Annotated in this window: 14 protein-coding genes and 1 pseudogene; 4 read left to right on the top strand and 11 right to left on the bottom strand. The window is 55.7% G+C overall.

Translation table 11 applies throughout. The annotated features are described in order from the left end of the window. Positions 1–2: 2 nt before the first annotated feature. The 5 genes from D3879_RS06435 to D3879_RS06415 form a co-directional block, all read right to left on the bottom strand. The gene (locus D3879_RS06435) at positions 3–959 is read right to left on the bottom strand and encodes a TIR domain-containing protein (RefSeq protein ID WP_119953236.1); all 957 of its coding nucleotides are present in this window, start codon (positions 957–959) and stop codon (positions 3–5) included. 87 nt (positions 960–1,046) lie between these two features. Then, positions 1,047–1,787, bottom strand: coding sequence for an NYN domain-containing protein (locus D3879_RS06430; RefSeq protein WP_119953235.1), 741 nt, complete (start codon positions 1,785–1,787; stop codon positions 1,047–1,049). Between the two features lie 407 nt (positions 1,788–2,194). After that, entirely contained in the window at positions 2,195–2,497 is a 303-nt protein-coding gene (locus D3879_RS06425; RefSeq protein ID WP_119953234.1) for a hypothetical protein, read from the bottom strand. 381 nt (positions 2,498–2,878) lie between these two features. Then, positions 2,879–3,388 carry a hypothetical protein gene (locus tag D3879_RS06420; protein ID WP_147411102.1) on the bottom strand — a complete coding sequence of 170 codons (510 nt, stop codon included), beginning with the start codon at positions 3,386–3,388 and terminating at the stop codon, positions 2,879–2,881. A 331-nt stretch (positions 3,389–3,719) separates the two neighbouring features. Further along, a complete protein-coding gene (locus D3879_RS06415; RefSeq protein ID WP_119953232.1) occupies positions 3,720–4,709 on the bottom strand; it encodes a hypothetical protein in 990 nt (329 codons plus the stop codon). A gap of 396 nt (positions 4,710–5,105) precedes the next feature. On the opposite strand from D3879_RS06415, the gene D3879_RS06410 reads away from it, so the two are divergent. After that, positions 5,106–5,666, top strand: a complete 561-nt coding sequence (locus D3879_RS06410) for a nucleotidyltransferase family protein (RefSeq protein ID WP_119953231.1) — start codon at positions 5,106–5,108, stop codon at positions 5,664–5,666. Positions 5,667–5,746: 80 nt separating this feature from the next. Here the strand turns inward: D3879_RS06410 and D3879_RS06405 are convergent, their stop codons facing one another. From D3879_RS06405 to D3879_RS26240, 4 genes are all read right to left on the bottom strand, one after another. Further along, entirely contained in the window at positions 5,747–6,148 is a 402-nt protein-coding gene (locus D3879_RS06405) for a GFA family protein (protein ID WP_119953230.1), read from the bottom strand. Positions 6,149–6,489: 341 nt separating this feature from the next. Continuing rightward, on the bottom strand, positions 6,490–6,948 hold the full coding sequence (locus D3879_RS06400; RefSeq protein ID WP_119953229.1) for a hypothetical protein: 459 nt from the start codon (positions 6,946–6,948) through the stop codon (positions 6,490–6,492). 118 nt (positions 6,949–7,066) lie between these two features. Beyond that, positions 7,067–7,540, bottom strand: a complete 474-nt coding sequence (locus tag D3879_RS26245) for a hypothetical protein (protein ID WP_147411100.1) — start codon at positions 7,538–7,540, stop codon at positions 7,067–7,069. Between the two features lie 112 nt (positions 7,541–7,652). Continuing rightward, positions 7,653–8,024 carry a hypothetical protein gene (locus D3879_RS26240; protein WP_147411098.1) on the bottom strand — a complete coding sequence of 124 codons (372 nt, stop codon included), beginning with the start codon at positions 8,022–8,024 and terminating at the stop codon, positions 7,653–7,655. 624 nt (positions 8,025–8,648) lie between these two features. Between D3879_RS26240 and D3879_RS06395 the strand changes: the two genes are divergently transcribed. Then, complete coding sequence (locus tag D3879_RS06395; RefSeq protein WP_119953228.1) at positions 8,649–8,933, top strand: hypothetical protein; 285 nt, start codon at positions 8,649–8,651, stop codon at positions 8,931–8,933. Positions 8,934–9,163: 230 nt separating this feature from the next. Beyond that, a pseudogene (locus D3879_RS06390) lies at positions 9,164–10,426 on the top strand (YifB family Mg chelatase-like AAA ATPase); the annotation flags it as partial. A 39-nt stretch (positions 10,427–10,465) separates the two neighbouring features. Here the strand turns inward: D3879_RS06390 and D3879_RS06385 are convergent. Continuing rightward, complete coding sequence (locus tag D3879_RS06385; RefSeq protein ID WP_119953226.1) at positions 10,466–11,386, bottom strand: LysR substrate-binding domain-containing protein; 921 nt, start codon at positions 11,384–11,386, stop codon at positions 10,466–10,468. Between the two features lie 282 nt (positions 11,387–11,668). Between D3879_RS06385 and D3879_RS06380 the strand changes: the two genes are divergently transcribed. Then, positions 11,669–13,042 (top strand): NorM family multidrug efflux MATE transporter, encoded by a 1,374-nt coding sequence (locus tag D3879_RS06380; protein WP_119953225.1) that lies wholly within the window; start codon positions 11,669–11,671, stop codon positions 13,040–13,042. A 31-nt stretch (positions 13,043–13,073) separates the two neighbouring features. Here D3879_RS06380 and D3879_RS06375 read toward each other — a convergent pair whose 3' ends face one another. After that, positions 13,074–14,747 carry a putative bifunctional diguanylate cyclase/phosphodiesterase gene (locus D3879_RS06375; RefSeq protein WP_119953224.1) on the bottom strand — a complete coding sequence of 558 codons (1,674 nt, stop codon included), beginning with the start codon at positions 14,745–14,747 and terminating at the stop codon, positions 13,074–13,076. Positions 14,748–14,772: the final 25 nt, after the last annotated feature.

Here is a 14,772-nt window from a genome sequence, read left to right as displayed (position 1 = left end):
TGTTAGATTTCCGTGCTCTCGGATGGATTCCGATTGGTTACGTTGACTAGCCGTTTGCTCAGCTTCTCTCGAAGATCGCGCAGGTTCTCATATTCAGGGCAGTTATACCCGGCCAGATCGAAGTGCAAACCTGTGCCGGACTTGCGGAAGAGAATTACTCGCTTCCCGAGTGCGTGTGCGTAGCCGATTTCGTAGTAGACGTTCGGTCGCATGCCTGTCAGGTCGGCGAAGAGGAACTCCGACGTTCGAATTTCGTTCAATACACGCTCGGTGATGAGGCCCTCGTGCTCGATATCGTCCGCGCGTACTGCTCGTACTCCAAACGATCGAAAGACCGACCTAACCGCATCGGCGACATCGGTGAGTTCGGGATGCTGCGGATCCATCCACATCATTATGAAGGCGGTGCCTGTCCGGTACTTTGCCGGCTCGCTTGCGGCGCTCGAAGAGGCTTCTGGACTGGCCGACACGGCGGCTTCAACAAGCTTAAGGACTGCTCCGAGTGTTGACATGTGCTCGAAGAACTCGCTTTCAGCCGCCTTGGGCGAAAGGCCTTGGTTCTCGAACTGCTCGGCTGGGCGGAACCCGAGAACGGTGCCTTCATCGTGTATGGCATCCGGTTCACGATAGCTGTACCGACGAAGCCTTAGCACGGCCCGCATTGCCTTCGTAGCAATTTTGACGTCTTGTAGGTCTTCCGATCCGGTGAGGGGGGAGGAACGCGCCAGATCAGCGAGTGCCGCGCAAGGTGGAAGGAGTCGGTCGATGAGGGTGTTTGCAGTTGACTGCAACTCCTTGGGCAGTAGATCCCAGTAATGATTGGCCGATTCGTAACTGGAGAGGAAGGGAGACTCAGCCTCTTGCTGAAGCGCAATAGCAGCGGTGGCAAAGTACAGCTCGACGTCGTTCGAAAGTGCTCGCAGTACTTCGCGCAGTTCGGATCTCGGTATGTCGGCCATGAGTGGGGCTCCAGGAAATCTAACGCTTGGTTAAGGGGCGGGCTTTAGCCCGTCCCAGTGAGCGAAGCGAACGGTTTGAACCAGTTGTTAAGCGTCTGTAAGAGGTTTGTATGCAACGATATTAACTGTGCCTTTACCCTTGAATTTCTTCATTTCGAAATGACTGGTAAGGCGTGAAATTATGTCTGGAAATTTGCTGGCGTTATATGATCGAGGATCAAAGTCTGGCATGGCGCGTTTAACAAAACTTCCGGCAGGTGCAACGTTTGCCCACCCTTCATCGTCTTGATAACGTTCCCAGGCTTTAGTTAGAGCAGGTACAAGGTCTTCAGCGTTGCTGTAGTCCTTAGTTCTTTGCTGTTCTTGTGCTTCTTCAGCTATTTCTACGCCGATATTCTCCGTATAAATGAAGTCGTCACAAGCGTTTCGAAAAGAAATGGGAGTCTTCTTTTCCCCGACACCATAAACGACTATCTCCGCCTCTCTAAGCCTGGATGCTAATTTTGTAAAATCGCTATCACTTGATACTAGAACAAAGGCATCAAACTTGTTCGAGTACAGCAGATCCATTGCGTCAATAATCATTGAGGCGTCTGTAGAGTTCTTGCCCGTGGTGTATGCAAATTGCTGAATTGGTTGTATGGCCAGCTCGTTTAAAGATGTTTTCCATCCTTTCAAATTGTCTTTTGACCAATCCCCGTATGCTCTTTTTATTACAATGTGCCCATGAACAGATATTTCGCTGATTATTGCCTTTATCTTCGAGTGCTGTGCGTTATCGGCGTCAATCAGCACTGCAATTTTCTTGTGCTCGTTCAGGTCTTTCATGGGCGTCCTTGTTCTGTGGTGGTGCTTAACTATAAATAGACACCAAATGGTGCGATAACGCTTTTGCGGGCGTGGTGGATAACATTCCTCACTCTCTCGTCTATCCCTGTCTAGGCTGCACATTACAGCGGTTCGGTGGAGGTACACGGGTGTTATACGTCACGCATGAGGCCGGTCGTTTGTCGTGGTATTCGACGAAGATGTGGGCACAACGCTACTACAGCGCTGTATGTCTGGCCAGTGTCTGCTTTTGGCCGACTCCGGCCTGCCGCGACCGGCTAATGGGTGTCCCTTTTTGGCTTTGAGCCACTCGGACCAGGCCCGGGGGGCGAGTTCACCAAAGACGACATCGTCCGTTCCGTCCTGGTGAAGGCCATCCTGAACGCGTATTGCCACTAACTAGCCCCTCAGATCGGCTCGGCGATGAACTCCTTCATCTGCATAAGCGCGCCGGCGCCTTGTCGGATCGTGGACTTTACCGAAACACCGTTGGGACCAGCACGCTCCTTCATCAGATTGATGTAGTTCAGAATCAGTGCCGCCGCGATGGCTCCAAATGGCGGCGCGCCGGGAGCCAGCTCTGCCACGATCGCAGCCTGAGTGACAGGGTTGCTCAGTGTATCCACTTCCGGCTTGTTGAGGGTGAAGTAGACATCGCAGTCAAGGTCGATTCCATGAAACTCTGGCGGCCCGAACTTAGTGATATTCATAGCGACGCTCCGGTTGCAGTCGATGAGAGCACAAGAGTAGTCCTTCCTAGGCACTTTGCACTATGTGTCAGCATCCGCCACCCATAAGCTGCGCGAATGGAGCGCAGCGGAAACTAGTCATTTTACCGTGTCTCTGTCCACTGTCCGCTGTCCGCTTCTGGCCGAGGCTGTGTAAAAACGTTTTCGAGCAAGTTTGGCAGCCTGAATCAGAACGAAAATCGCGCTTCTATGAAAATTTCAGATCTGCTGATTAACCATACGCTGGCAGATTTCACGTAGAAGCGCAGACTTCAAAACAGTGCCTGCGTTTTTACACAGCCTGGGCCGTAAGCAGCCCATCGTGACAGGCAGCTACGGCCTGAAGCAGCCATATCGCCTGCGCTATAGGCTTTCCGATTCTTCGCTACATGCGTTGTCAGAGCCGTGCGCGAGTTCCTCCTGCAATCTAACCCACTCCCTGTCTTCATCAGTAATAATTGGGCGAATGTTCCCCACTTCATCCTCGTAGAGGACAGTCGTTACGCAGAGAGGGTCTTGGGGGATAGCTTGATGGATTAGCCCGCAGTCCTCACTGGATAAATTAAAGATGGGAGGTAGCTCTTGCTCGATGCTCTTAAAGACATCTTCAAAAAGCTGTGCATAGGGTGTGTAAACCGAATTTAGATAAGTAATACCTGACTCTGAACTTCCGTCTGTAAAACTGACAGAAAACCGCTCAGGTACTTTGTATCGCTTAGCGGTGACATGATCTGTAGCAGATAAGGCTTTTAGAAGATCAAGCTTTTGTCGCTCAGTCCCAGGTACATTATACGCCTTTCCGGCCAACCCATAGACGAAACCTGTCGAACCGTCGAATATGGCCCAGAGATTTATGACAAGTTCTGTATTCATAAAAGGTTGCCTCTCTTGATTGTAGTCATCAGCGGTGGCGTTGCCATTAAAAGCGAACGCCACCACGGGCTTCAGGCTGCTTGGTATTTTTCGAAGCTCTCGGCTAGCTCGAAAATTTCTTTATAGACCTCACCCGGTTAACCGGCGGGTAGCCATGTTTGCCCATCTGTTGTATTAGTTTCGATATTAGAGCTAAGCATAGCTGCTAATTTGTACATCACTTCGTCACCGGCTGCTTCTGGCCGATAGTTGCCGTTCATGAAGGGCAACTATCGATCCAAAGCGTTCATTCTCGATTGAAAAATTAGAGCATTTTCATTGATTTTGACGATTAATGATCGATCGCTTGGTATTCGAGTGGTAGACCAAATGTGTCGCGCAAATACTCGATGTATCTAATTTCTTCTGCCGTTGCCACGGCTGAGCCTACGATAATTAATTTCGCGGCACGCTGATGGCCAGGCCAGTATGAATACTCCAGTATTTGACCCAGTGCCTGTCGAATGCAAGCTCTCGCAGTGGATGCCGTTTTTATTTCATAAAACCAATAGTTCTCTCCTTGTTTGACTACCAAGTCTATGCTCAGCCTGTTTGCATATATTTCGGTGCCGACGTTTTCCTTTCCGTATACATTTGAAAGTTCGCTATAGAGATTGCTCTGATAATCGTTATGTTTCAGTCGAATATCCAATTCTCTTTGAATTAACAGTCCTGAGGTTGTCGATGGCTTTTTTGTGCAGCCAGCGCTAAATCTAAAATCGAAAAGCTTCTCCTTGATAGCTACATCGGGGTGGCCACCCTCTGTAAACAAATAGATTGGGAGCAGCCGATCAAGGGTTTCCAAGACCCGGTCATAATCAATCTTGCTTTTCTCCAACTTTCCTCCAAGAAATATAAAAACACCTTCTCTTACTCGTTCTTGAGGAATAGATGAGGGCATGTACTCAGTGCTTCGGCCATCGCCTTCGTAGTGCCACATTCGTAAGTCTGAAAAATTCTCGCAGTATTCGTTCAGGTACTCATTGAATAGCGCTATTTTGGGGATGAGCACCTCTATACTCGGAAGCGACTGGCTGCACTCAAGGGAAAACGCGACACCGTATCTAAGGAAGTCCCCCTCAATACCGATGTTAAACTGAAGTTCCTTCCTGCCTCCATAATGCCATCCCCACTCTTCAAATACAGTTCTTTGATCGAATAGTTGACGGGATGAAAGCCTCGATTGGTTGTTTATTTTTTTTCGAAGATTCTGTAGGTTGCCAACTTCATATGTTTTCGATTTTTTGTTAATTTCCGCCGCTACATGTGCCAAGAAATGCATCAAACAGCTCCCCGTAGGTGATTGATCTGGACTGGGCCAGTTCTTTAGCTGATCAGGCTAACACACGCCTTGAAACGAATCGGATAGATGGAATTTGGAAGACTTGGGTGCGAGTGACCGCTTTTGGGCCGAAAGCGGTCCTTCACGACCGGCAGCTAACGGGCCAGGCTGTGTGAAAACTCCCGATCGATTCTGAGGTTCGCGTTGCTACGCGAAATCTGCAGAAGTTATCCGAGCTAGCCTGCATAGAATCCGCGGAAGAGCACCAAGTTTGATCATTTATTGATCAGCGCTTGGCACTCAATACGTTTTCACACAGCCTGGGGCAAAAGCAGACATTAACGCAGCTGGATTGTTAGTCTCTCGTTCCGACTTTTAACATCTAGGCCAGCGCCCATGATCCAGCTCTCGCAGGTGCAGACCATCATCGCTGCCGATCCGGTACGTTGGCGGATACTCCGTCTGGTGCAAGAGCTAGAGCTTCCCGATTGCTGGGTTGCAGCGGGCTTCGTGCGCAGCGCGATATGGGATCACCTACATCAGCGAAGCACCTCACCGCTGCCTCCGGATGTCGATGTCATCTGGTTCGACAGCGAGCGGACCTCTCCGGACCTGGACACCCACATCGAAGCCGCCTTGCGGCGCAAGGACCAAACGATAGATTGGTCCGTAAAGAACCAGGCGCGCATGCACCTGCGCAATGATGATTCCCCCTACTCCTCGGCGGTCGATGCCATGACCCATTGGCCGGAAACGGCCACCGCCGTTGCTGTACGGCTTGGAGTAGAGGGTGTGGTCGAGGTCGCGGCACCACTCGGCCTAGACGATCTCTTTGACCTTGTCGTCCGACCTACGGCGAAGTTCCAGGCAGATAAACGGCAGGTCTATCTGAACCGCCTTCGCTCAAAAAACTGGCTCGCAACCTGGCCGGATCTGAAAGTTCCCCCGATAGGCTGAAGCGTTTCAGCTTCGAAGTTTCATGCCCGTTCCTGGTCGCTTTCTGCCCCTCGCCACCGGCAGAACTCGACCCTACACGGTCAGCCGGACTGTGGCCAAGGATCCCGAATTTCATACCATGGTGCCTTGGATATCACCTGGATGTGCTTCTGCTTTTCCGACGTGAATGGAGTGTCCAGGGTGCCGAGCGCTATCGAGATCCAGTCGGAGTATTCACCTTGGCTTCTCGACCAAAACAGCGACGAGCCACAGTGGGCGCAGAACTGGCGAAGCACTGATGCGGAGGAAGAGTAGGACTTGATGTCATCCGCGCCCTGAACCAAGTGCAGGTCATTACGCAACACACTGCCATAGCTGGCGAATGCGGCCCCATGGCCTTTACGACAGTGGCTGCAATGGCAGTGGCTCAGCGCTTTGGGGCGAGATCGGATTTCGTATTTAACGGCACCGCAAAGGCAGCTGCCCTGAAAGTATTCAATCATTCTGGAAGATCACCCTGGAAACATGGAGCCAATTTAAATTGCAGACTGACTGCGCTGTCTAACGACAGCGCTTGGGCCACCCTACGCGGAGGGTCAGACATCGTAGGGTGGACAACGCTTTTCTTGTCCACCGACTTTTGTGAATGACTGCAAAGGGTCCAGGCTGCGTAAAAACGTAAATTCTGGACGTTTTAGGGAGTGTTTGACCCCTTACCCCATAGGCGATCGTGGCGTATATCCCCGCGTCAACCACGAGCCGCTAACGGCTCGATCTCATGCTCAATTTCTTCGCCATTGATCGTTGATTCTGATGCTGCATTCCCACCTCTCGAGTTTGCTGCTTATAGCGCGGGCTTCCGCAATACGAGAAACGATGCCAGCGCGAAAGAAGTGCACATAGCTAAAACCGAGATTGGAATAAGTGGCAGCACTGGCAGGAGCGTCGGATCGAAACCAAATACAACCCCCTCAAACACCCACCGTAAGCAGATTACCTGAGAGGCGGTCAGCACAACGCCAAGGTAGAAAAGGCCGCGAACCCCAAGGAACCTCGCCAGAAATAGCAGCACGCAGACCGAGGCCAAGCCAAAGGAAATTAGGTGGTAGAGGAAGTTAACGATATTTTCCGCAAGAACTGGGCTTGAAGATGGAACGATGAAGCTAAGGCGCGCCCACTCAGCGATAGGAAGAAGAGCACGTTGAAAAAATCCGAAGAAATAAGACAGAGCGATACCAAGGGCAACTGCAACCCCGATAGCAAGATAAGGTCTTTCCACGATTAAGCTTTTGATCTTTTCCATAAGAGCCCACGGATAACGAGAATATCGCAATGTCGTTGTACTAAATATGCAACCGCACTGACGACAGGGTTGGAAGAGCTTTGCTCACTACTTGCGGGGAGAGTCCATATACCGTTTGTTAGCGGTGATACCACGTTGCAATTTTTGTTTTCCCCGCCGGGGTGTGCTTTTTAAGTAGCTCAGCCATTTCAGCTAAATTTTCGTACCCTTCAAAACGTAAGTTGCTGAAGGATTTGGTAGTGAGCAATATTGATTTAACACTTCCTTTAATATTCTGAATTCTTAGGCTTTCTATATCTGATAACGGCATGCTTACAACGGCGCCTTTGTGCGATATGTCGATTTTGTTTTCGGATTCAATTATTTCTACCACTGGGTAAGACGCGTCATGTGTTCTTATGCTTTTGTATGCGTGTGGTAAATATTTTATGAGTAGGAAGGCGGTAATTGCCGAAATTATTTTATGGTAAAGGCTTTCGCTGGCAATAAACATCCAGGCAGATCCTGCAATGAGTCCGGCCACCAGTAATGCAGCAAGTACAGTTTTTCGTTTGCCACTGCGTTTGTATTTTTCGGATACTTTGAAATTCATATACACCGCTAACGATTAAGCTAAGGGGCCGCGGAACGCGGTCCCAGTGAGCGAAGCGAACGGCTTGAGCGCATAGTTATACTCGTTGTCGAGCGCTCGATGATAACTCTCATTAATCTGCTCTTAGTCTGACTTGAATATAGGGCTTAGCCTGAGAAAAAAGAGATCTGGCTTGCTCATGTGTTTCTCTGTATGCATTTATTTGTATATCTACTTTCTTTCCGTATTGACCATATTGATTTAAGCAAATACTAATGAGTTTTGAGAGGGTATTATTGTCGATTTTATTTGCTTCGTAAATGTTAATAATTGCGTCGCCTGGCTTTCCTGCGACCTTTAGGTATGCACATTCCTTTTTTTCTTCACAGAGGCCCGATACCACCAGCTCATCGATAAGCTTTCCCCCAATATCATGTGCTTCCTCTGGGTATGAATATACGCAGCCAGCTAACAGCAGAGGCAAGAGTAGATAAAATGCTTTCATTTGGCTCCGGGTAATTAAGGGTATAACTATAAATAGACACCAAATGGTGCGATAACGCTTTTGCGGGCGTGGTGGATAACATTCCTCACTCTCTCGTCTATCCCTGTCGAGGCTGCACATTACAGCGGTTCGGTGGAGGTACAAGGGTGTTATACGTCACGAATGAGGCCGGTCGTTTGTCGTGGTATTCGACGAAGGCATGGGCACAACGCTACTACAGTACTGTGTGTCTGGCCAGTGTCTGCTTTTGGCCGATCTCTGCCGGTCGTGACCGGCGAAAGTCGGGCCAGAAGCTGCCATCCGGCTTCTGCAAAAACAGCTAATCCACCTCCAGAAAGGGATAGGCTTGTTTGTTGCTCAATTATCCTAGCCAACTGGCCGCGACTCACTGGCTGGAGGTGTATTGCTTGAGGTCAACCTCGTCCTGTACCGTGTTACCGACCCAGTCGGATGGGCTGAAGTAGAAAGGCTAAGTGGATTTTGATTTCTTCATATCGCCAGAAGTACAACTAAAAAGAGCTGGAATCGAGTGATGAAAATATTGGGTTGTTTTGCATTGGTTGGTTTTATGCTTTCAGGTTGCGCGGCTAGTACAACACTAACTTCCCCCTAATAGAGAAGGGGATGAGCTTTACACAACTAACAGGCCTTATCGGCAAGCCAATAAGCGCTGAAAGCGGCCCGGAAGACACTAAAATCTTGTATTACCGCCTCGCTTCGTCGCCCCTAGATATAGATGGCAGCGACACGCGTGAATATTGGGTCCAGGTAGCTGAAGGCAATGTTATTGGCTACGGTGAGCGGAATGATCAAATGACCCTCATGCGCGATGCGCGCCAGTTCGCTGCAGCATGGAACTCCACGGCGCTGAAAATGACGCCCTCCAAGGTTGAGGTCGACGTTAAATAGGGCTCGCCGAGCTCGTTACCCTAAGCTGCGAGCGACCACCCTGGCATACCGAAAGAGGCACCGAATGTAGATTCGGGGCGTTGAACTCTCAGCGCGTGAACTACGGCATGGACATAATGGGCAGAATTGTCCATGTGCAGGCTCCGCCGACCATGGACATCTCAGAATATGTCGAAACACCTGATTTTATTGGGCTCAAGGAGATGTCCATGCCGTCCTTGTAATCGGTAGGCCGACGCTTCGATCTGGCCATCGCACTCGGCATTCTCGCCGCCAGCGGCCAGCTGCCAGGCGCCGCGCTGCTCGAAGTCGAATGTCTCGGTGAACTCGCGCTATCCGGCGCCTTGCGGTCGGTGCAGGGCGTGCTGCCCGCCGCGCTCGCCGCCCGTGCCGCCGGGCGCGCCTTGGTGGTGCCGCGCGCCAATGCAGAAGAAGCCTGCCTGGCCTCGGGCCTTCTGGTGATCGCCGCCGACCACCTGCTGGAGCTGGCGGCGCACTTCAACGGCCAAACCCCGATTGCGCCCTACCAGGCTCTGGGCCTGCTGCGGCAAACCGCGCCCTACCCCGACCTTGCTGAAGTGCAGGGCCAGGTCGCGGCCAAACGCGCCCTGCTGGTGGCCGCCGCAGGCTCGCACAACTTGTTGTTTAGCGGCCCGCCTGGCACCGGTAAAACCCTGCTGGCCAGCCGTTTACCCGGGTTGCTACCACCACTGAGCGAGCAGGAAGCCCTGGAGGTCGCCGCCATCCAGTCGGTGGTCAGCCATGCGCCGTTGAGTGCCTGGCCACAGCGGCCGTTTCGTAACCCGCACCACAGCGCCTCAGGGCCGGCTCTCGTCGGTGGCGGCAGTCGGCCGCAGCCGGGAGAAATCACCCTGGCGCACCAAGGGGTGTTATTTCTCGATGAGCTGCCGGAGTTCGATCGCAAGGTACTGGAAGTTTTAAGAGAACCGCTGGAAAGCGGCCAGATCGTCATTGCCCGGGCGCGGGACAAGGTGCGGTTCCCCGCCCGCTTTCAACTGGTCGCGGCGATGAATCCCTGCCCGTGCGGGTATTTGGGCGACCCGAGCGGCCGTTGCCGTTGCAGCTCCGAGCAGATCCAACGCTACCGCGCCAAGCTCTCCGGGCCGCTGCTCGACCGTATAGATCTGCACCTGACCGTCGCGCGGGAAACCACTGCGCTGCATGTACCGAGCGCGGCCGGCGACGACAGCGCGAGTGCCGCCGCCCTGGTCGCCCAGGCACGTGAGCGGCAGCTACAGCGCCAGGGTTGCGCCAATGCCTTTCTCGATTTGCCCGGCCTGCGCCAACATTGCGCGCTGGTCAGCAGCGACCAAACTTGGCTGGAAAGCGCTTGTGAACGCCTGGGCCTGTCCCTGCGCTCGGCTCATCGCGTGCTCAAGGTCGCCCGCACCCTGGCCGATCTGGAACAGCTCGACGCTATCGGCCGCGCGCATCTGGCCGAGGCCCTGCAATACCGGACGAATTTGTCCTGAAGCGGCGCGACGTTGCTGCCGTTATGAATCTGCGCGAATTTACTCCAGCCGCTCCACATCCGGCAAAACCATCGCCTGCACCTCCGCCTGCAAAAATTCGCTGAGCCGGCGCAAGCGCTCCTGGCCGCGCCGCGCCTTGGGCCAGACCAGGTAATAGCTGCAACCGCTGGCCACCGCGCTCGGCCACGGCAGGGCCAGCCGCCCTTGCTCGACATCCTCGGCGACCATGACCAAATCACCGATGGACACCCCGTAACCGCGTGCAGCGGCGACCATGCCCAGCTCCAGGGTATCGAACACTTGCCCACCCTTGAGCGACACCTGCGTACTCAAGCCCATCCGCTCCAACCATTGCCGCCAATCGCGGCGATCCGGGGTTGGGTGCAGCAGTTCTTCACGGGCCAAGCGCGCGGCATCCCACGGCCCCTCCTTGACCAGGGTCGGAGGGCCCACCGGGATCAGCCACTCGCGGAACAACAGCGTGCTCTCCCATTCCGGCGGGAAGTGTCCGTCGCCGAGCAGCACGGCGCAGTCAAAGGGCTCGTTGAGAAAATCCACTTTGTCCACATCCATCCAGGCGCTGGTCAGTTGCACCTCATTGTCAGCCTGCAAATGCCGGAAGCGGCTGAGCCGCGCCAGCAACCAGCGCATGGTCAGGGTGGAGGGCGCCTTGAGCCGCAGCGTGTCGTCCTCCGCGCGCAAGGTATTGCAGGCTCGCTCCAACGCCGCAAAGCCTTCGCGTACGCCCGGCAATAGCAGCCGTGCCGCCTCGGTCAATTGCAGGTTGCGGCCCTGACGCTGGAACAGCCGACAGGCGAAATGCTCCTCGAGGGTGCGGATATGCCGGCTCACCGCGCTCTGGGTAATAGCTAGCTCCTCCGCCGCCCGAGTGAAGGAGGCATGCCGAGCGGCAGCTTCGAAGGCACGCAGGGCATACAGTCCGGGGAGACGCTGCGACATAGCCACTTACCTATGAGTTTTAATCATGTTTAGCATCGTTTTTATCCCTTTGTGCCAAGCTTGGCGACTCCCGAGAATAGCGACATTCCAGACTGTGTGAAAACGTAGCGAGCGAAGGTTAGACAAGGCAAAACAGGCGAAAAAGCGCAGTTTACGCGTCGCAGATAAACATTTTTAGCCGGTTTTTAACGCTGGATAATCGAGTGCAGTAGTTTTCGCACAGCCTGGCTCTCCGTCGGCGCTGGAAAGCCCGACAAGTCACCCTATTGAGCCTGACTCATCATGTCGCACACCACCCGTGACGAACTCTGGGCCATCTTGCGCCTTGCCGGACCGCTGATTGCCGCGCAGCTGGCGCATGTCTTGATGGTCTTCACAGACACCGTAATGATGGGCCTGCTCGGCCCCGAAGCACTGGCCGGGGGTGGTTTGGGCGCGGCCAGCTATTCCTTTGTCTCGATCTTCTGCGTCGGCGTGATCGCCGCTGTCGGCAACCTCGTCGCTATCCGCCATGGCGCCGGGGATGCCGCCGGCGCCGCGCGCCTGACCCAGAGCGGTCTCTGGCTCGGCTGGGGGTTGGCGCTCGGTGCCGGGCTGCTGCTGTGGAACCTCGGGCCACTGCTGTTGCAATTCGGCCAGGCGCCGGACAGCGTGGTCGCGGCAACCAGCTTTCTCTCCACCCTGGTACTCGCCCTCCCCGGCTATATGAGCTTTATGGCGCTACGCGGCTTCACCAGCGCCATCGGCCGCGCCGGCCCGGTGATGGCGATCAGCATCGGCGGGGCACTGGCCAACTTCCTCCTCAACTATGTGCTGATCCACGGCCTGTTCGGCCTGCCGCGCCTGGGCCTGGCCGGGATTGGCCTGGTCACCGCGCTGGTGATGAATGCCATGGCGCTGTTGCTCGCACTGCATGTGATCCGCAATCCGGCGTATGCCGCCTACCCGCTGCTGCGTGGCCTGCTGCGCCCGTCACGGGCGGCGCTGGGCGAGCTGCTGCGCCTGGGCCTGCCGATTGGCGGGACCTACGCGGTGGAATCTGGCTTGTTCGCTTTCGCCGCGCTGTGCATGGGCGCACTGGGCAGCACGCAGTTGGCGGCGCACCAGATCGCCCTGCAGTCGGTGTACGTGGCATTTATGGTGCCGGTGGGCATTTCCTACGCCGTGACCTTCCGCATCGGCCAACATTTCGGTGCCGGGCGCCTGGCGGATGCGCGGCGTGCCGGACGCCTCGGCATCGCCGTGGGTGCCGCTTGCATGCTCGGCTTCGCCCTGCTGTTCTGGCTGGCGCCTGGCCAGGTGGTTGGACTGTTCCTCGACCACAACGATCCGGCCTACACCGAGGTGATCGCGCTGGCCGTCAGCCTGCTGGCCATCGCCGCCTGGTTTGAGCTGTTCGACGGCATCCAGACCATTGCCATGGGGGCGATCCGGGGTTTGAAAGATGCCAAGACCACTTTCCTGGTCGGCCTGGCCTGCTACTGGCTGGTAGGCGCACCGGCGGCCTGGTGGCTGACCTTCCAGCTCGGCTGGGGCGCCGCGGGGGTCTGGTGGGGGCTGGCCCTGGGTCTGGCCTGTGCGGCGCTGGGGCTGACCTTGGGCTTCGAATGGAAAACCTCCCGCCTGCTACCGCTCGAACGCCCGTGCCTAACGTAGGGTGGGTTACGCCGCGATGCGGCTAACCCACCTACGAAGGCAACTTGGCCAGCAGCGCCTGACGGCTGCCAAACACCAGGAAACGCGCCAACTCGGCCAGCGGCAAGGGTTTGCTGATCAGATAGCCCTGCACTTGATCACAACCGAACTGGCGTAACAGAGCCAGCTGCTCGGCGTTTTCCACCCCTTCGGCCACCACCTCCAGTTCGAGGTTATGCGCCAGGTTGATCATCGCCCGAACCAGTTGGCGATTCTCCGGGCGTTCATCCATGCCGCCGACGAAACTTTTGTCGATCTTCAGCAGGGTGATCGGCAAGCTGTTGAGGTGCACGAAGGAGGAAAACCCGGTGCCGAAATCGTCCAGTGAGAAGCGCACGCCGAGCCGCCCGAGCGCCTGCATGGTCAGCTGCACGTGGTCACTGCGGCGCATCACGGCGGTCTCGGTCAGCTCGAATTCGAGCCATTGAGCGTCCACCCCGCGCTCGCTGATCAATCGGTTCAAGGTCGGCAGCAACTGGCTGTCCTGAAACTGGCGGAACGATAGATTGACCGCCATGTGCAACGCCGGCAGGCCGCGTCCACGCAGCCACTGCATGTCGCGCAGAGCACGGGAAATCACCCAATAGCCGAGCGGCACGATCAGCCCGCTCTCTTCGGCCAACGGTACGAACTCATTCGGCGCTAGTAGCCCACGCTTGCCATGCCGCCAGCGCACCAGCGCTTCCAGGCCGAGAATCTGCCCGCTGTGCAGGCACAGCCGCGGTTGATAGTGCAGCTCCAACTCGTCCCGGCGCAGGGCGCGACGCAGCTCGGCCTCAAGGTCGGCGAGGCTGCGCGCATTACGGTTGATCCGCTCGTCATAGACATGGAGGGTGCAGCCCTGGGCACTCTTGGCCTGCTGCATGGCAATATGCGCGTACCACATCAACGGATCGGCCCCCACCTCGGCGCGAGCATGGGCCAGCCCCAGGCTGCAGCCGATCAGCAGGCTCTCGCCATCCACCCAATAGGGTTCGGACAGCGCCTCGATGACGCGCTCGGCAATCCGCTCGCCGCGCGCCGGGTCACGGCGGATATCCAGCAACAGGGCGAACTCGTCACTGCCCAGGCGCGCCAGCTGATCGCCGGCCTCCAGCTGCGTCTTCAGCCGCGCGACCACCTGCAGAATCAAGCGATCGCCGGCTTGGTGGCCGAGGGCATCGTTGGCGTGGCGGAAGTTGTCCAGATCGAGATGGCCGAGGGCCAGACCACGCCCCTGGAACTCGGCCAGACGCGCCGCAAGTAATGCCTGGAAACCCTGGCGGTTGGCGATGCCGGTCAGCGGGTCCTGCTCGGCCAAACGCTGCAAGGTATCTTTCAGAGTGCCCTGCTCACGTACATAACGCAGGCAGCGGCGCAACACATCGGTGCTGAGGCTATCGCGCACCAGCCAATCGCTAACCCCGATCGGCGGTTCGGCCGGCTCTTGTTCCAGCAGCAGCACTGTCGGCAGCGCGCAACGCCCGGGGGCCGGCTGCAAAGCCTGCGTGGTTAACAGCAAACCGTTGCCGTCCTCATCGAACAGGCCACTGGCGGCCTCCCAGGACGGCGCGGTAATCAGCGGGGAAAGGTTGCCCAACGCGGCCAGATGCTCACGCAGTAAAACCGCCCATTCAGGCACCTCGGCCAGTAGGACTATACGTAAGGGTTCGACAAGCGCGGACAAACAACCTCCCCAGGGCAAAAGATCT

This window comes from Pseudomonas cavernicola (assembly GCF_003596405.1).
GTDB lineage: Bacteria > Pseudomonadota > Gammaproteobacteria > Pseudomonadales > Pseudomonadaceae > Aquipseudomonas > Aquipseudomonas cavernicola.
Note: the sequence above shows the minus strand (reverse complement) of the source record. Positions and strands in the feature narration are given on the sequence as shown.